The organism is Pseudomonas sp. H1h (genome assembly GCF_000633255.1).
Lineage (GTDB): Bacteria > Pseudomonadota > Gammaproteobacteria > Pseudomonadales > Pseudomonadaceae > Aquipseudomonas.
Genome location: NZ_AYMJ01000015.1, coordinates 85,365 through 102,597 on the forward strand (window position 1 = coordinate 85,365; position 17,233 = coordinate 102,597).

A 17,233-nucleotide genomic window follows, 5' to 3' on the forward strand; every position below is an offset into this window, starting at 1 on the left:
GTGGCGAGGGAGCTTGCTCCCGCTGGAGTGCACAGCAGTCCTCTGCTTCTAAGTAAAGCGAGGGTTGCTGAGCGTCCCAGCGGGAGCAAGCGCCCTCGCCACACATCATTTTTCAGGAACGGTCCTTGCGCCGTTGCTCGGCCAGACTTTCGGCCAGCGCATCCACACCCTCTTCAGGTTTCTGCGGCATCGCTTTCAGCGTGGCCTGCATCAAACGCATCTGGCGAATGAATCGCCGACAGTTGGGGCAGAACATCAGGTGATGACGCACCATCAGTTTCTCGCGAAAGCTCAGTTGGCCATCGAGATAATCGCTGGAGCGCGCCACTTGCTCTTTACAGGTCAGCATTCGCCGGTCTCCTCAAAATGCTCCACCGTGGCGAAGACTTTCAGCCGCGCACGATGCAGCAGCACACGGACATTGGAGAGCGAGATCTCCAGAAGATTACAGATCTCTTCCAGCTCCAGCCCCTGACGCTCGCGCAGCAGCAACACGCTGCTTTGCAGTTCCGACAGGCTGAGCAAGGTGTGTTCCAGGCAATCGCGCAATTCGCTTTCGGTGAGCAAGGCTTCCGGCGTGTCCTGATGCCAGGCGAACGGCGCCACCAGCCAATGGCCGTCACCGGGGGAAAAGCGATCGTCATCGATGGTGCCGTGCGGCGAAGGCAGGTCATCCATCAATACTTCGCGGCGGTTCTGCTTGTAGCGGCTCTTGGCCGAGTTGGCGGTGATGGTCAGCAGCCAGGTCTTGAGGCTGGAGCGGCCCTCGAAGCCACCGATATGGCGCACCACCGACAACCAGGCGTCCTGCACCACTTCTTCGACATGACGCTGGCCGACGATGGCATACGCCACGGCGCGCATGGCGCTCTGGTAAGTGCTGACCAGTTCCTTGAAGGCTTTTTGCTCACCGGCCAACAGGCGCTCGAGCAGTTGGGTGTCGTCCGTTGCGGCCATTCACACCTCGTTTTCAGATGGTCGAAAGCAAAAGATCGCAGCCTGCGGTAGCGCCTACAACGGCGGATCAATACCGTCAGTGCAGGAGCTGCCGCAGGCTGCGATCTTTTGTGGCGAACTCAGCGCTTGCGCAGAATCACGCTGCCGATCGAGTAACCGGCGCCGAACGAGCTCAGCACGGCCAGCGAACCGGCAGCCAGGTCATCCTGATGCTTGTGGAAGGCAATCACGGAACCGGCGGAGCTGGTGTTGGCGTAGGTGTCGAGAATCACCGGCGCCTCTTCTTCAGTGGCTTCGCGGCCCAGCAGCTTGCGCACGATCAGATGATTCATGCTCAGGTTGGCCTGGTGCAGCCAGAAACGCTTGACGTCACCGACGTTGAGCTGGTTTTCCTGCAGATGCTCGCCGATCAATTCCGCGACCATCGGGCAAACATCCTTGAACACCTTGCGACCTTCCTGCACGAACAGTTTGTCGCGGGCACCGATGCCCTCTTCCGCCGCACGATTGAGGAAGCCGAAGTTGTTGCGGATGTTGTTGGAGAACTTGGTCAGCAGTTTGGTACTGACCACGTCGAACTGGTACCTGGACGTCGCCAGGTCGGCACGCTCGATGATCACGGCAGTCGCGGCGTCACCGAAGATGAAGTGGCTGTCGCGGTCGCGGAAGTTCAGGTGACCGGTGCAGACTTCCGGATTGACCATCAGGATCGCCCGGGCCTGGCCCAGTTGCACGCTGTTGGCCGCAGCCTGAATGCCGAAGGTCGCCGAGGAGCACGCCACGTTCATGTCGAAACCGAAACCCTGAATGCCCAGCGCTTCCTGGACTTCAATGGCGATGGCCGGATAGGCGCGCTGCAGGTTGGAGCAGGCAACGATCACGCCGTCGATGTCGGCGGCGGTCTTGCCGGCACGTTGCAGCGCCTGTTCGGCAGCGCCGATGGCCATCTGGCAGAGTACCGACCATTCGTCGTTGGAACGCTCCGGCAGGCGCGGAGCCATGCGTTGCGGGTCGAGAATGCCGTCCTTGTCCATGACAAAGCGGCTCTTGATGCCCGAGGCCTTTTCGATGAACGCGGCGCTGGATTCGGTCAGCGCCTGGATTTCACCGCTGGCGATGGCTTCGGCGTTGTCGGCGTTGAACTGCGCGACATAGGTATTGAAAGACTGCACCAGCTCTTCGTTGGAGATGCTGTTGGCCGGGGTGTACAGGCCGGTGCCGCTGATGACGACGTTATGCATGGTCGTTTCTCTAATCTGTTCAGGCAGAAAGCGCTGGCACCGACGTACCAACACACAATGGGTCTATTCCCGTCCGAGGACGCTGACCTGGCATCTTTATATTGCCGTTTGTGACCTCGCTGAAGGCTCTGGGTCGCGAAAACGGCATTTATGGTCGCGAAGTTTGCCATAAACCCAAGGTTTTGGCGCCATTCTCAAGCACCACCCCATTTCCCTGTAGGAGTGAGCCTGCTCGCGATTGCGGTGTGTCAGGCCTCGACCTGACTCCACTGCTTGCTCAGCCGCTTGTCCGAGATCGGCGCTTTCGTCCCCAACTGCTGAGCGAACAGCGAAACCCGGTACTCCTCCAGCCACCAGCGGTACAACTCAAGCTGCGGATCGCGCTTGCCTTCCTGAGCATGCTTGGCGGCGCGGGTTTGGTATTGGCTCCAGAGACCGGCCAGTTCGCCGCTCCATACGCGATCCTTCTGCACCTGCGCGCCCAGTTTCTCGAAACGCTGCTCGACGGCCTTCAGATAACGCGGCAACTCCTTGAGCCATTGCATCGGCGTTTCCCGGACAAAACCCGGGTAGACCAGATGGCTGAGTTGCAGCTTGATATCGTTGAGGGCCACGGCCTGAGCCAGGTCGATCTTGCCCTTGAAGCGCTTTTGCAGACCGTGCCACAGCTTGAGAATCTCCAGCGTCAGCCGCGCCACGCGCTCGGCGTGCTCGGTCCAACTGCCGCGCTTGCGTTCGGCCAATGCGGCGAGACCCACACCGTCACGCGGCAATGGGTCTTCGCCTTCCAGAATGCAGCTGTCGAGGCTGGCCAGCAGAATGTCTTCGACCAGCGCATCGACCCGCCCCAGCTCGCGGTACAGCAAGCCCAGCTCGGTAACGCCCGGCAACTTGCCGCGCAGGAACTTCGCCGGCTCGGCCAGTTGCTGCATCAGCAGACGCTGCAAGGCACGGCGATGCTGGAACTCGGCTTCTGCCGGGGTCGAGAAACGCCCTTCCTTGACCGTACCGCCCTCTTCCACCAGCGCCGGATACACCGTCATCGACAGCCCGGCGATCTTCTGTTGAGTCTTCTCCGCCACCGGGGCGAAGACCTTGGCCTCCACCGGTTGCTGACTTTTCGCACTTTGCGGTACGGCCAACGCGGCCTGGCTGGCCTCGGCGAAACGTGCGGTCAGCTCGGCCAGATCCCGGCCTTCGCCGAGGAACTTGCCCTGACCGTCGACGATTTCCAGGTTCATCCGCAAATGGCTTTCGACCTGCTGCGCGGCTTCCACCCACGCCTCATCGCTGACCCGCGCACCGGTCATGCGCAGCAGCTCGCGACCGAGCGCCTGCGGCAACGAACCTTCGGCGAAGGTCATGCGCTGCAACGCCGCTTTGATGAAGTCCGGCACCGGCACAAAGTTCTTGCGCAAGGCCTTCGGCAGGTTGCGCACCAGGGCAATGCACTTGGCCTCGATCAGCCCCGGCACCAGCCACTCCAGACGTTCCGGCGGCAGCATCGGCAACAGCGGCGCCGGTACGCGCAGGGTCACGCCGTCGCGCGGATGATTGGGCTCGAAGTGGTAACTGAGGGCCAGTTCCAGATCACCGATGTGCAGCGTGTCCGGATAGTCGCGTGCGGTGACTTCACTGGCCTCGCGGGCCAGCACGTCTTCCTCGCGCATGATCAGCAGTTGCGGGTCTTTCTGGCTGTTGACCCGATACCAACTGTCGAAGGTTGCGGTCTGGTGAATCTCCGCCGGCAAGCGCGCATCGTAGAACGCGTAGAGGGTTTCTTCGTCCGCAAGAATGTCACGACGACGAGCCTTGGCTTCCAGTTCGTCGAGCTGTTCAAGCAACTGTTTGTTGGCCGTCAGGCACTTGGCTTTTGACTGAATTTCGCCCCGCACCAAGCCTTCGCGGATAAACAGCTCGCGCGAGACCACCGGATCCACCGGGCCGTAATGCACCGGGCGGCGGCCGACCACGATCAGCCCGAACAGGGTGATCTGCTCGTACGCCACGACCTGGCCGCGCTTCTTCTCCCAGTGTGGCTCGAAGTGGTTCTTCTTGATCAGGTGCCCGGCCAGCGGCTCGATCCAGTCGGGGTCGATCTTGGCGACCATGCGCGCGTAGAGCTTGGTGGTTTCCACCAGTTCGGCGGTCATCAGCCATTGCGGACGCTTCTTGCCGATGCCCGACGAGGGATGAATCCAGAAGCGCCGCTGACGGGCGCCGAGGTAATCACCGTCCTCGGTTTTCTGGCCGATCTGGCTGAGCAGGCCGACCAGCACCGCTTTGTGCAGTTTCGGGTAATCCGCTGGTTCTTTGTTGAGGCTCAGCTGCATGTCGCGGCAGATCAGGCTCAACTGGCGATGGGAGTCACGCCACTCGCGCAGGCGCAGGTAGTTCAGGAAATTCTTCCGGCACCAATTGCGCAGCGGGCTGGCGGTCAGCGCCTGGCGCTGCTCTTCAAAGCCACGCCACAGATTGACCAGCCCGGCGAAGTCCGAATCAGTGTCCTTCCATTGCGCGTGCGCCTGATCCGCAGCTTGCTGACGCTCCGGCGGACGCTCGCGCGGGTCTTGAATCGACATCGCACTGGCGACGATCAACACTTCCTGCAGGCTGCCGAGCCTGGCCGCTTCGAGCAACATGCGCCCCATGCGCGGATCCACCGGCAGGCGCGCCAACTGGCGACCCAGGGGGGTCAGCTGACTGTTGCGGTCCACCGCCGAGAGTTCTTGCAGCAGGTTGAAACCATCGCTGATCGCCTTGCCGTCGGGCGGTTCGATGAACGGGAAAGCAGTGATCTCGCCGAGGCGCAGGTGCAGCATCTGCAAAATGACGGCGGCAAGGTTGGTGCGCAGAATCTCCGGATCGGTAAATTCCGGACGGCCGAGGAAATCCTCCTCGCTGTACAACCGCACGCAAATACCCGGTTCAACCCGGCCGCAGCGACCTTTACGCTGGTTGGCGCTGGCCTGGGAAATCGCCTCGATCGGCAGACGCTGCACCTTGGCGCGGTAGCTGTAGCGACTGATGCGCGCGGTGCCGCTGTCGATCACGTAACGGATGCCCGGCACGGTCAGCGAGGTCTCGGCGACGTTGGTCGCCAACACCACACGACGCCCCGGGTGTGACTGGAAAATCCGCTGCTGCTCGGCCGGCGACAGACGCGCGTACAGCGGCAGGATTTCGGTATGTTTGAGCTGGGCCTTGCGCAGCATGTCGGCGGCGTCGCGAATTTCGCGCTCGCCCGGCAGGAACACCAGCACATCGCCAGGGCTGCGGCGTTCGCTGCGCTCGTACGCGGCGATTTCGTCGAGGGTGGCCAGAATCGCCTGATCCACGGTCAGGTCGTCCTCGACACGGTTGCCCTCTTCGTCCTGCTCCAGGGTCAGCGGGCGATACCAGGTGTCCACCGGGAAGGTGCGGCCGGAGACCTCGACAATCGGCGCGCCGCAAAGGCCGTCCCCATCGAAATGCCTGGAAAAGCGCTCCAGGTCGATGGTCGCCGAAGTGATGATGACTTTCAGGTCCGGACGACGCGGCAGCAGGGTTTTCAGATAACCGAGCAGAAAGTCGATGTTCAGGCTGCGTTCGTGGGCTTCGTCGACGATGATCGTGTCGTAGCGTTCGAGGTAGCGGTCGTTCTGGGTTTCCGCCAGCAGAATGCCGTCGGTCATCAGCTTGATCAGGGTGTTGGAGTCGCTCTGATCCTCGAAACGTACCTGATAGCCGACCAGCGAACCCAGCGGTGTACCAAGCTCTTCGGCAACCCGACTGGCGACGCTGCGTGCAGCGATTCGACGCGGCTGGGTGTGACCGATCAGACCGTACTGACCGCGACCGATTTCCAGACAGATTTTCGGCAACTGAGTGGTTTTGCCCGAGCCGGTTTCGCCGGCGATGATCAGTACCTGATGCTTCTCCAGCGCAGCCTTGATTTCATCGCGCTTGGCGGCAATCGGCAGGCTGTCGTCGTAACGAATCACCGGCAGGCTGGCCTTGCGGGCCAGCACCTGGTCACAGGACGCCTGCATGCGCGCCACCCACTGGGCCAGTTTGGCCTCGTCGGGTTTCTTGCGCAGCTCAAGCAACTGCCGCCGCAGCCGGTGACGGTCGGCGAGCATGGCGTGATCAAGGTTTTTCAGCAGTTTGTCGATGGAGGGCGATTCGTCGGTCATCGGGTACGCAATTCGGTCGTCTGTTTATGCAGGGGGCCGATTGTCGCAGAAAAGCAGCTACAAGCGGCAAGCTACAAGCGGCAAGTTAAATCAGTTTCCGGCTTGAGGCTTGTAGCGTGCCGCTCATCGCTGCTGTTATTCGTTGTCCAGGCCCTTGCGCCGATACGGGAACACATCGATGACCTTCCCCGCACGAATCGCCTCTTGCAGACTCTTCCAGTAATCGGCGTTATACAACTCACCATGTAACTGATCGAACAGCTTGCGTTGCGCCGAATCAGCAAACAAAAACGGTGGAAACTCCTCGGGAAACACATCCAGTGGCCCGATCGAGTACCACGGCTCCGAGGCCATTTCGTCCTCCGGTGTACGCGGCGCGGGGATATGGCGGAAGTTGGCTTCGGTCAGGAAACAGATCTCGTCGTAGTCATAGAACACCACGCGCCCGTGCCGAGTGACGCCGAAATTCTTCAGCAGCATGTCGCCGGGAAAGATGTTCGCTGCCGCCAGTTGCTTGATCGCCAGGCCGTAATCCTCCAACGCCTCACGCACCTGCGCCTCGTTGGCGTTTTCCAGATAAAGGTTGAGCGGGGTCATCCGCCGTTCGGTCCAGCAGTGGCGGATCAGCACCGTATCGCCTTCGACCGAGACCGTCGACGGCGCGACCTCAAGCAGTTCTTCAAGGCACGCCGGATCGAACTTGCTCAGCGGAAAACGGAAGTCGGCGAACTCCTGGGTATCGGCCATGCGCCCGACCCGATCGACGCTTTTCACCAATCGGTACTTTTCGATGACCGTTGCCCGGTCGACGTTTTTCGACGGCGAGAAGCGGTCCTTGATGATCTTGAACACGGTATTGAAGCCCGGCAGGGTAAACACGCTCATGACCATGCCGCGCACGCCGGGGGCCATGATGAACTGATCATCTGTGTTGGCCAGATGATTGATCAGCGCGCGGTAGAACTCGGATTTGCCGTGCTTGTAGAAACCGATCGAGGTGTACAGCTCGGCGATGTGCTTGCCCGGCAGGATGCGCCGCAGAAATCCGATGAATTCCGCCGGCACCGGCACATCGACCATGAAATACGAGCGGGTGAAGGAAAAGATGATCGACACATCGGCTTCGTCGGTGATCAACGCATCAATCTGGATCCCGCGGCCCTCACGGTGCAGCAGTGGAATCACCAGCGGCCATTGTTCGTCGCGGGTGTAGATGCGCCCGACCAGATAGGCGCCTTTGTTGCGGTACAGCACCGAGGAAAACAGCTCGACGGCCAGCTCCGGATCCTTGCACACCCAATCCGGCAGGTTCTCGCGCAACTGCGCTTCGAGGCGCTGCAGATCGCCCGGCAAGTCGGCGTAATCCTCGCTGAAGCGATAGTCGGCAAAGATGCTCGCGAGCATCGATGACAACTGGCCCTGCGGCTTGTAGGTACGGGTTTGCGCGGCCCGGGCGCGGCGCAGGCTCGGGCGGGTGGTGTGGATGAACATGCAGCCGTCGCTGATCAGATCATGACTGAACAGCCCGCAGAAGATCGAGTTGTACCAGGTCTCGGACAGTTCATCATCAAAGCGCAGGTCGATCACGCTGATGTAGGCGCTTTTCACCAGCGGCCAGCAACTGACATTCATCAGCGTCTCATCGTCGAAGTGCTCGCGCAGGCGGGCAATGGTTTCACCGACCTTTTCCTCGTAAAGGTTGATCCGCGCAGCCGACGCGGTCTGCGTCTCCTGCCAGCGCGCCTGCTCGAAGCGTTCGCGCGCACCGTCGGTGATCCGCCGGAAATGCTCGCGGTAATCGTCAAAGCCATCGAGGATCATGCGGGCGATATCGGTGGCTGGCCATTGCTGCGGCATAGGTTGAGACCTCGGCGTACAAGTGGAAATCTGTGCCTGAGCTTAGCCACGGAACCGTGTGCAGGTGAAGTGCAATTTCTGCCAAAAGCCAAGCACTGGCGTCCATCGCCGGATTTTTCCGTGGGTAAAACCGCGTGCGTAATTAAATGCCCGATTAGCGGTTGCCATTGCCTGAGCGCTCGGCAACACTCTCGTCCCGATCAAGGAAGGAGTGCCATCGTGAGCGCTGTCGATATTTTCCGCATGCTGTCGCTGGCAGCCATCTGGGGCGCAAGCTTCCTGTTCATGCGCATCATTGCGCCGGTGATAGGCACGATTCCGACCGCATTCTTTCGGGTGTCGATTGCTGCCGTGGGCTTGCTGGTGATTCTCGGCCTGATGCGCATCAGCTGGGATTTCAAGGGCAAACTGAAAACCGTGATGTTGCTGGGCGTGATCAACTCGGGGATTCCGGCAACGCTGTATTCGGTGGCGGCGCAAGTGTTGCCGGCCGGTTACTCGGCGATCTTCAATGCCACCACGCCATTGATGGGCGTGTTGATTGGCGGGCTGTTTTTCAGTGAAAAGCTCACTGTCGCCAAACTGGCGGGGGTGTTCCTCGGCTTGTTCGGTGTCGGTGTGCTGACGCGTGCTGGGCCGGTGGCCTTCGACATGCAATTGCTGATGGGCGCCCTCGCCTGCCTGCTTGCCACCACTTGTTATGGTTTCGCAGGATTTCTCACGCGGCGCTGGCTGGATCATAGCGGTGGGCTCGACAGTCGCCTCTCGGCCGTGGGCAGCATGCTCGGCGCCTCGCTGTTTCTATTGCCGCTGTTCGGCTACAGCGTGATCACCGCACCACCAACAAGCTGGGGCGGATGGAATGTCTGGCTGTCGCTGCTGGGCCTGGGCCTGGGTTGCACGGCGTTCGCCTACATCATTTATTTCCGCCTGCTCAGCTCCATCGGCCCGGTCAAATCGATGACCGTGACCTTCATGATCCCGGCGTTCGGCGTGTTGTGGGGGGCGTTGTTGCTGGATGAACCGTTGTCGATGGCTCACCTGTATGGCGGGGTGTTGATTGCGCTGGCGTTGTGGCTGGTGCTCAAGCCTGCGGTGGTGAAGCCCTCTGCAGCGACAGCCCGATGATTTTGCGGCGTTGATCAGTCCGTCGTCGCGAGCAAGCCCGCTCCCACAGGGTGATGCGCCATTTTCAAATTGGCGCTGACCCTGTGGGCTTGCTCGCGAAGAGGCCGGACCAGACACTGGAAATGCCTGGCCCACTTGCGTTTATCCAGCAGATTTACGGAACACAAACGCCAGACCAACGATGATCAGCAGCATCCCCAGCACACTCAACGCCGCCAGGCGATTGCCGAAAATCAGATAGTCCATCACTGCCGTCACCGCCGGCACCAGATAGAACAGACTGGTGACATTCACCAGATTGCCCCGGGCGATCAGGCGATACAGCAACAGTGTCGCCAGCACCGACACCACCAGCCCCATCCACAACACCGGCACGATGAAACCTGCGCCGTGTTCAAAGTGGAACGGCTGAAACGGCACGAAAATCCCGCACAACAGCAGTCCGGACAGGTACTGCACCGGCAGCGTACCGAGGGGATTTTCAGTGATGCGTTTCTGCATGATCGAGCCCAGGGTCATGCTCGCCAGCGCCAGCAAGCCAAACAGCATGCCCTGCCAGGACATGCCCGCCAGACCGATCCCCTGGTAAACCACCATGATCAGACCGGCCAGGCCCAGGGCCAGACCGAACATTCGGCTCGCCGAACGCTGGCGCTCCATCAGCACCACCGTGAGGATCGGTTGCACGCCCATGATGGTCGCCATCACGCCAGGCGTGATTCGGGTGTTGAGCGCCAGCAGATAGAAAATCTGGTAAGCCCCCAACAGCACTACCCCGGTGGCGATCGCATACAGCATCGGCCTGCCGCCCTTGGGCAACTTCAATTTGAGCAGAGGCGCCAACAGCAGCAGCCCGCACAGGGCGATTACAAAGCGAATCAGCAAAAAGGCAAAGGGCGAAGCGTGGGCCAGGCCCCATTTGGAGAAAATCGCCCCGCTGCTCCACAGCAGAACGAACAGGCTCGTGGACGTCGCCGCGAGCGCGGACTTTTTCGAAAGGACAAACATGAATACCACCTGTAGTCAGGCAAAAAGCCAACTCAGCCAAAGCTGAAATTCAGTAGGTTTTTTCTGGCGGGCGCAGGGGTCGGCAGAGAACGCCGATCAGCCCGAAACGCCAACGCCCGGCGGTGATACGACTGCGCACACCGGCGTGCTACTGACAGGTGGAGGGTAATGACTGATCTGTCCAGGCTGCTGATTCCCGCACGACACGACGCCAGCGTTGACCGCTGAATCGACTACCGCGTTGATGAGGGATGCAGGCATTGGCACTGATCTTTTTTGAGGGGGTTGGGATGTGAATCCTCTGATTCACCAGCGCCGACTATAACCAGCGCCGGACATGGATTGCAACGGTTTGGCCAAAGGGCCAGCAGGGACAGCTCGATAGCAGGCGCATAGGCTGATGAGCAACGGCTACGCCCATTGATGGGGAGACAGGGAATGCTCGAGATCACATGCCAAGGGAACGGAGTTATCTGCGCTATCAACTGTACAGGTCGCAGGCCAGGAAACAGGCAAGCATCGCCAAAGCTCTATTACAGCTACCAGCGGGACAAGACTTGTCGAAAGTACGCTTCGAACCCATCGATGCCATAGCACTGAACGCGTTTGAACTTTGGGAGAATCCACTTTTTTGCTGGCAAGAGGTTGCTGCATGGAAGTCACGAGAACCCCTGTCCCTGGATATCGCGATCTGGTTTGAAGAACAGCTGTGCGGACTGTGTTTCGTCAATCCGAACAAAAGCCGCCAACGTATTCGAATCGTACGATTGGAGGGGCGACCCGGAGATTCTCACCCGCTAAAGAATCGTATCGGGACCCTGGCGATGATGGTCATCGATGAGTTCGCCCAAATAATTGGCAGCAACTTCATTGAAGTCCAGGAGCCAATGCAGGGAGCAATTCCTGTTTATACAAAGCTTGGCTTCAAATTTGATTTGGAAGGTCGTCTTGTCCTCGCAGTGGAGAGTAACGTATCGTGAAAACAGTTCAAGTAATGAACAATGAGGGAGGGAGCATGCGCAAATCAGTCAAGAAATCCCCCACCAAGAAAAGATCAATCAAAACGGAAGACAAAATTGTCTCCTCCGAGCTATCAGCCAATCAGCGGCGCTTTCTGCAGTTGCTGATTACAGGCATTGAAGACGAACCCAACGTTCTCGCTGGACGCCGTTGACTCACAGACAATAAAAAACCGCTCATACGAGCGGTTTTTTTAGTTATAGCATCCAGCCTCAACCAAACAGCCAATACCCCAACAGCGTCAGCACCACCACTGCCAGAATCGGGCGCAGGATGCGGTAGGCCTTCGGATTACGGCGCTTCCACTGCTTGACCACGCCGCTGAACTTGTCGCTGAAGTTCTTGCTCCAGGCATAAGCCTGGTTAATCCCGCCGACGCGTTCATCATCAAGATTCTGCGGAGCGGTGGCACGACCCAGCCAAGCGCTGATGGCGCGGTTGATGCGGGTCATCAGGCGATTGCTCAGCGGGCGTTCGACGTCGCAGAACAGGATGACGCGGGTCTGTTCGGTTTCGTTCTTGACCCAGTGGACGTAAGTCTCGTCGAACATCACGTCTTCACCGTCACGCCAGGCGTAGACCTGACCGTCCACGAAGATCCGGCAATCGTCGGAGTTCGGCGTCGACAGGCCCAGGTGATAACGCAGGGAGCCGGCAAACGGATCACGGTGCGGGTTCAAGTGGCTGCCACCCGGCAACAGCGCAAACATCGCGCCTTTGACGTTGGGAATCGCACTGACCAGCGCCACGGTTTTCGGGCACAGGGTTTCGGCCGACGGCAGCGGTTTGTCGTACCACTTGAGGTAGAAACGCTTCCAGCCCTTCTTGAAGAACGAGCCGAAACCGGCGTCATTGTTCTTCTCGGCGGCGCGGATGTAGCCCTCGTCGAACAGGTGCATGGCCTCGTCGCGAATGGTTTCCCAGTTGTCGCGCAGCACATCCAGTTCCGGAAACTTGCTGCGATCCAGATACGGTTTGGACGGCACGCCGGAGAACAGGTACATCAGGGCGTTGTACGGAGCGAACAGCGCCGAGTGGTTGACGAACTGACGCAGGACCGGCAAACGCGCCTTGCCGCGCAAATGCACATAGAGGATGCTGCCCACAAACAGCAGCAACACCAACACCTTGGCGGCTAACGAAAAGGTCATCAACGACTCCTTGAATAAAGACAACGCTGCGCAAGGCCCATTACTCGGCATGGCAGCCGGCCATGATAAACACTACCGGCCTCGGGCAAAACCCGCCCAACCCAAGATTCAGTGTTAAGAATTGCGCAACAAAGCATTTATTAGCATAACGATCCTGAACTCCGGCTGATCTGAATCAATTCGCTTACTGCTGGTTCTCCTGTTCAGTGAACAAATCGCTGAACAGCATGCTCGACAGATAACGCTCCCCGGAGTCCGGCAGAATTACCACGATGGTCTTGCCCTGCATTTCCGGAGTCTCTGCCAGTCGTACCGCTACAGCCATCGCCGCGCCGCAGGAAATACCGCACAAGATCCCTTCTTCCTGCATCAGGCGCAGCGCCATGGTCTTGGACTCGTCATCGGTGACCTGCTCTACCCGATCGACCATCGACAGATCGAGGTTCTTCGGCACGAAACCGGCGCCAATCCCCTGAATCTTGTGCGGGCTCGGCTTGATCTCCTCGCCTGCCAGTGCCTGGCTGATCACCGGCGATGACACGGGTTCCACCGCCACCGACAGAATCGGCTTGCCCTGGGTATTCTTGATATACCGCGAAACGCCGGTGATGGTTCCACCGGTTCCGACGCCAGCTACCAGTACATCCACCGCACCATCGGTGTCGTTCCAGATTTCCGGACCGGTGGTCTTTTCGTGAATCGCCGGGTTGGCCGGGTTATCGAACTGCGATGGCATGAAGTATCTGCCGGTATCGCTGGCAACGATTTCGGCGGCCTTCTCGATCGCGCCTTTCATGCCCTTGGCCGGTTCAGTCAGGACCAGCTCTGCGCCCAGCGCCTTGAGCACCTTGCGCCGTTCGATACTCATCGAGGCCGGCATGGTCAACATCAATTTATAGCCACGGGCCGCCGCAACAAAGGCCAGGCCGATACCGGTATTGCCGGAGGTCGGCTCGACGATGGTCATGCCTGGCTTGAGTTTGCCGCTGCTTTCGGCGTCCCAGATCATGTTCGCGCCGATCCGGCACTTGACCGAGTAACCGGGGTTGCGCCCCTCGATCTTGGCCAGGATAGTCACGCCACGCGGCGCGATGCGGTTGATCTGCACCAGCGGCGTGTTGCCGATGGAATGGGCGTTGTCAGCGAAAATACGGCTCATGGCTGGGTCCTTATGCAGCGTTGAATTCAGCCTTCCAAGGTATGCCTGTTGCCTGGCGCAGTCCAGTCGGGTCGAACGTCTGCGTCACGCAACAGTCAATCGCTTACATCGTTCGGGAATTGCCGCCATGAAGCGTCGCTACAGCTGGCCATTAGGGATTTTCGCCGTCGTCGTTGTGTTGCTGATTGCCCTGCACATCGCCCTGCCCTACGTGGTGCGTGACTACCTGAACGACAAACTGGCGGACATGGGCGATTACCGGGGCCAGATCACCGACGTCGATCTGGCCTTGTGGCGCGGCGCCTACAAGATCAACGGGCTGAAAATCGTCAAGGTCGACGGCAAGGTGCCGGTGCCGTTCGTCAACGCGCCCGTGATCGATCTGGCAGTCAGTTGGCACTCGCTGTGGTACGACCATGCCGTAGTGGCGCAGGTGAAGTTCTTCAATCCCGAGGTCAACTTCGTCGATGGCGGGGCCAACAAGCAGAATTCCCAGACCGGTAAAGGCACCGACTGGCGCGCGCAACTGGGCAAACTGCTGCCGATTACCCTCGACGAAGTGCAGATTCATGAGGGCAAAATCAGTTTCCGCAATTTCAATTCCAAGCCGCCGGTCAACATGAACGCCACCAGCGTCGAGGCCAGCATCTATAACCTGACCAACGTGGTCGACAAACAGGGCAAGCGCGACGCCCGTTTCGAAGGCAAGGCCAAACTGCTTGGCCAGGCACCGCTGGAAAGCACTGCGACTTTCGACCCGCTGAGCAACTTCGAGGACTTCCAGTTCCGCCTGCGCGCCCGCGATATCGAACTCAAGCGCATGAACGACTTCGCCTCGGCCTACGGCAAGTTTGATTTCAACGCCGGCCACGGCGACGTGGTTATCGAAGCCCAGGCGAAAAAAGCCCAGGTCAGCGGCTACATCAAACCGCTGCTGCGCGACGTCGAAGTGTTCAACTGGCAGCAGGATGTGGAAAACAAGGACAAGAGCATCTTCCGCTCAGTCTGGGAGGCCATCGTCGGCGGCTCGGAAACCGTATTGAAGAACCAGGCGAAAAACCAGTTCGCCACCAAGGTCGAACTCAGCGGCAACGTGCACCAGCAAAATATCAGCGCGTTCGAAGCGTTTTTGCAGATTTTGCGCAATGGTTTCATACAAGCATTCAATGCCCGGTATGAGCGGCCGAAGCCGGATGCAGGTTAGTTTTGACGTTTGGGCTGCTTCGCAGCCACCGGGGATGAATCCTCGCCAGGGCGATGTTCGGCATCAGGCCGAAACCGAGTCAACATGTGACGCCCCATTCAGAGACTGAATAAGCCGTCTGCGTTCACAGTCGACCGGGCTGCGCGTTATAGTCGGTGCATCCGATTTTTTCGCCCCCGCCCTGCCCGCGCAGGTCGGCGTTACCGTTCGAGGATTAGCAGATGAAGTTCGAAGGCACCCAGGCCTACGTCGCCACCGATGACCTGAAGCTGGCGGTCAACGCCGCCATCACCCTGGAGCGGCCGCTGCTGGTCAAGGGCGAACCGGGCACCGGCAAGACCATGCTCGCCGAGCAACTGGCCGAATCGTTCGGCGCCAAGCTGATCACCTGGCACATCAAATCCACCACCAAGGCCCATCAGGGCTTGTACGAGTACGATGCAGTCAGCCGTCTGCGCGACTCGCAACTGGGCAATGAAAAAGTCCACGATGTGCGCAACTACCTGAAGAAAGGCAAACTCTGGGAGGCTTTCGAGTCCGAAGAGCGCGTCATTCTGCTGATCGACGAGATCGACAAGGCCGACATCGAGTTCCCCAACGACCTGCTGCAAGAACTCGACAAGATGGAGTTCTACGTTTACGAGATCGACGAGACCATCAAGGCCAAGAAGCGCCCGATCATCATCATTACTTCCAACAACGAGAAAGAGCTGCCGGACGCTTTCCTGCGCCGCTGCTTCTTTCACTACATCGCCTTCCCGGACCGCACCACCCTGCAGAAAATCGTCGACGTGCACTACCCGGACATCAAGAAGGATCTGGTCAGTGAAGCGCTGGACGTGTTCTTCGATGTGCGCAAGGTGCCGGGCCTGAAGAAGAAGCCGTCGACCTCGGAACTGGTCGACTGGCTGAAGCTGCTGATGGCCGACAACATCGGCGAAGCCGTGCTGCGCGAGCGCGATCCGACCAAAGCCATTCCGCCACTGGCCGGTGCGCTGGTGAAGAACGAACAGGACGTGCAACTGCTTGAGCGCTTGGCGTTCATGAGCCGTCGTGGCTCTCGCTAAGCACTTGTAAGCAGGGGCCATCGTTATGCTGCTCAACCTCTTCAATGAAATGCGCGCAGCCAAGGTGCCGGTTTCGGTGCGCGAACTGCTCGACCTGATCAACGCGCTGAAACAGCGCGTGACCTTCGCCGACATGGACGAGTTCTACTACTTGTCGCGGGCGATCCTGGTGAAGGACGAACGGCATTTCGACAAGTTCGACCGCGCGTTCGGCGCCTACTTCAATGGCCTGGAAAAACTCGACGATCACTTGCAGGCGCTGATCCCCGAAGACTGGCTGCGCAAGGAGTTCGAGCGCTCCCTGAGCGATGAGGAGCGCGCGCAGATCCAGTCCCTCGGCGGCCTGGACAAGCTGATCGAAGCGTTCAAGAAGCGTCTGGAAGAACAGAAGGAACGCCACGCCGGCGGCAACAAATGGATCGGCACCGGCGGCACCAGCCCATTCGGCTCTGGCGGTTTCAACCCGGAAGGCATTCGGGTCGGCGATGCCGGCAAGCGCCAAGGCAAAGCGGTAAAGGTCTGGGATCAGCGCGAGTACAAGAACCTCGACGACTCGGTGGAACTGGGTACGCGCAACATCAAGGTCGCGCTGCGTCGTCTGCGCAAATTCGCTCGCCAGGGTGCGGCGGAAGAGCTGGACATCGACGGCACCATCGACCACACCGCCAAGGACGCCGGTCTGCTGAATATCCAGATGCGTCCCGAGCGTCGCAACACGGTGAAGCTGCTGTTGCTGTTCGACATCGGCGGTTCGATGGATGCGCACGTGAAGATCTGCGAAGAGCTGTTCTCGGCCTGCAAGACCGAGTTCAAGCATCTTGAGTATTTCTACTTCCACAACTTCGTGTATGAATCGGTGTGGAAGAACAACATGCGCCGCACCTCCGAGCGCACTTCAACCCAGGACCTGCTGCACAAGTACGGCGCCGATTACAAAGTGATTTTCATCGGTGACGCCGCCATGGCGCCCTACGAAATCACCCAGGCCGGCGGCAGCGTCGAGCACTGGAACGAAGAGCCGGGTTATGTGTGGATGCAGCGTTTCATGGAAAAGTACAAGAAACTCATCTGGATCAACCCGTATCCGAAGGACACGTGGGGCTATACCTCGTCTACCAATATCGTGAGGGATCTGATCGAGGACCAGATGTATCCGCTGACCCTTCGCGGGTTGGAAGAAGGGATGCGGTTTCTTTCCAAATAACCTTCGTTAGCAGTGATGGCCTCTTCGCGAGCAAGCCCGCTCCCACAATTGGAATGCATTCC

At 59.4% G+C, this 17,233-nt stretch carries 14 protein-coding genes; 6 read left to right on the forward strand and 8 right to left on the reverse strand.

Annotated features, from left to right (window positions below; all coding sequences use genetic code 11):
• Positions 1-112: 112 nt before the first annotated feature.
• From U862_RS0111970 to aceK, 5 genes are all read right to left on the reverse strand, one after another.
• Complete coding sequence (locus U862_RS0111970; RefSeq protein ID WP_025110616.1) at positions 113-349, reverse strand: anti-sigma factor; 237 nt, start codon at positions 347-349, stop codon at positions 113-115.
• Entirely contained in the window at positions 343-957 is a 615-nt protein-coding gene (locus U862_RS0111975) for an RNA polymerase sigma factor (RefSeq protein ID WP_025110617.1), read from the reverse strand. The genes U862_RS0111970 and U862_RS0111975 overlap by 7 nt, the downstream gene beginning before the upstream one ends.
• Positions 958-1,076: 119 nt before the next feature.
• Positions 1,077-2,198: a beta-ketoacyl-ACP synthase III gene (locus U862_RS0111980; protein WP_025110618.1), complete on the reverse strand. Its 1,122-nt coding sequence runs from the start codon at positions 2,196-2,198 to the stop codon at positions 1,077-1,079.
• A 248-nt stretch (positions 2,199-2,446) separates the two neighbouring features.
• Entirely contained in the window at positions 2,447-6,373 is a 3,927-nt protein-coding gene (hrpA, locus tag U862_RS0111985) for an ATP-dependent RNA helicase HrpA (RefSeq protein ID WP_025110619.1), read from the reverse strand.
• Positions 6,374-6,508: 135 nt separating this feature from the next.
• Positions 6,509-8,230 (reverse strand): bifunctional isocitrate dehydrogenase kinase/phosphatase, encoded by a 1,722-nt coding sequence (gene aceK, locus U862_RS0111990; protein WP_025110620.1) that lies wholly within the window; start codon positions 8,228-8,230, stop codon positions 6,509-6,511.
• Between the two features lie 219 nt (positions 8,231-8,449).
• Between aceK and U862_RS0111995 the strand changes: the two genes are divergently transcribed.
• Positions 8,450-9,358, forward strand: a complete 909-nt coding sequence (locus U862_RS0111995; protein ID WP_025110621.1) for a DMT family transporter — start codon at positions 8,450-8,452, stop codon at positions 9,356-9,358.
• 141 nt (positions 9,359-9,499) lie between these two features.
• Here the strand turns inward: U862_RS0111995 and U862_RS0112000 are convergent, their stop codons facing one another.
• Positions 9,500-10,366 carry a DMT family transporter gene (locus U862_RS0112000; protein ID WP_025110622.1) on the reverse strand — a complete coding sequence of 289 codons (867 nt, stop codon included), beginning with the start codon at positions 10,364-10,366 and terminating at the stop codon, positions 9,500-9,502.
• Between the two features lie 557 nt (positions 10,367-10,923).
• Between U862_RS0112000 and U862_RS0112005 the strand changes: the two genes are divergently transcribed.
• Both U862_RS0112005 and U862_RS30880 read left to right on the forward strand, forming a co-directional pair.
• Complete coding sequence (locus U862_RS0112005) at positions 10,924-11,346, forward strand: hypothetical protein (RefSeq protein ID WP_371262573.1); 423 nt, start codon at positions 10,924-10,926, stop codon at positions 11,344-11,346.
• Positions 11,347-11,381: 35 nt separating this feature from the next.
• Positions 11,382-11,540, forward strand: coding sequence for a hypothetical protein (locus tag U862_RS30880; RefSeq protein ID WP_177327332.1), 159 nt, complete (start codon positions 11,382-11,384; stop codon positions 11,538-11,540).
• A gap of 58 nt (positions 11,541-11,598) precedes the next feature.
• Here the strand turns inward: U862_RS30880 and U862_RS0112010 are convergent, their stop codons facing one another.
• Positions 11,599-12,537 carry an aspartyl/asparaginyl beta-hydroxylase domain-containing protein gene (locus U862_RS0112010; RefSeq protein WP_025110624.1) on the reverse strand — a complete coding sequence of 313 codons (939 nt, stop codon included), beginning with the start codon at positions 12,535-12,537 and terminating at the stop codon, positions 11,599-11,601.
• A 184-nt stretch (positions 12,538-12,721) separates the two neighbouring features.
• The gene (gene cysK / locus U862_RS0112015) at positions 12,722-13,696 is read right to left on the reverse strand and encodes a cysteine synthase A (RefSeq protein ID WP_025110625.1); all 975 of its coding nucleotides are present in this window, start codon (positions 13,694-13,696) and stop codon (positions 12,722-12,724) included.
• Between the two features lie 127 nt (positions 13,697-13,823).
• Between cysK and U862_RS0112020 the strand changes: the two genes are divergently transcribed.
• The 3 genes from U862_RS0112020 to U862_RS0112030 all read left to right on the forward strand — a co-directional run bounded on the left by U862_RS0112020 (position 13,824) and on the right by U862_RS0112030 (position 17,171).
• Positions 13,824-14,900, forward strand: coding sequence for a DUF748 domain-containing protein (locus U862_RS0112020; RefSeq protein ID WP_025110626.1), 1,077 nt, complete (start codon positions 13,824-13,826; stop codon positions 14,898-14,900).
• Between the two features lie 221 nt (positions 14,901-15,121).
• On the forward strand, positions 15,122-15,967 hold the full coding sequence (locus tag U862_RS0112025; protein WP_025110627.1) for a MoxR family ATPase: 846 nt from the start codon (positions 15,122-15,124) through the stop codon (positions 15,965-15,967).
• Between the two features lie 25 nt (positions 15,968-15,992).
• A complete protein-coding gene (locus tag U862_RS0112030; RefSeq protein WP_025110628.1) occupies positions 15,993-17,171 on the forward strand; it encodes a VWA domain-containing protein in 1,179 nt (392 codons plus the stop codon).
• Positions 17,172-17,233: the final 62 nt, after the last annotated feature.

Bases quoted from the DNA above. Each gene is read 5' to 3' on its own strand.
- U862_RS0111970 (WP_025110616.1), bottom strand. From the start codon at position 349: ATGCTGACCTGTAAAGAGCAAGTGGCGCGCTCCAGCGATTATCTCGAT.
- U862_RS0111975 (WP_025110617.1), bottom strand. From the start codon at position 957: ATGGCCGCAACGGACGACACCCAACTGCTCGAGCGCCTGTTGGCCGGT.
- U862_RS0111980 (WP_025110618.1), bottom strand. From the start codon at position 2,198: ATGCATAACGTCGTCATCAGCGGCACCGGCCTGTACACCCCGGCCAAC.
- hrpA (WP_025110619.1), bottom strand. From the start codon at position 6,373: ATGACCGACGAATCGCCCTCCATCGACAAACTGCTGAAAAACCTTGAT.
- aceK (WP_025110620.1), bottom strand. From the start codon at position 8,230: ATGCCGCAGCAATGGCCAGCCACCGATATCGCCCGCATGATCCTCGAT.
- U862_RS0112000 (WP_025110622.1), bottom strand. From the start codon at position 10,366: ATGTTTGTCCTTTCGAAAAAGTCCGCGCTCGCGGCGACGTCCACGAGC.
- U862_RS30880 (WP_177327332.1), top strand. From the start codon at position 11,382: ATGCGCAAATCAGTCAAGAAATCCCCCACCAAGAAAAGATCAATCAAA.
- U862_RS0112010 (WP_025110624.1), bottom strand. From the start codon at position 12,537: ATGACCTTTTCGTTAGCCGCCAAGGTGTTGGTGTTGCTGCTGTTTGTG.
- cysK (WP_025110625.1), bottom strand. From the start codon at position 13,696: ATGAGCCGTATTTTCGCTGACAACGCCCATTCCATCGGCAACACGCCG.
- U862_RS0112020 (WP_025110626.1), top strand. From the start codon at position 13,824: ATGAAGCGTCGCTACAGCTGGCCATTAGGGATTTTCGCCGTCGTCGTT.
- U862_RS0112025 (WP_025110627.1), top strand. From the start codon at position 15,122: ATGAAGTTCGAAGGCACCCAGGCCTACGTCGCCACCGATGACCTGAAG.
- U862_RS0112030 (WP_025110628.1), top strand. From the start codon at position 15,993: ATGCTGCTCAACCTCTTCAATGAAATGCGCGCAGCCAAGGTGCCGGTT.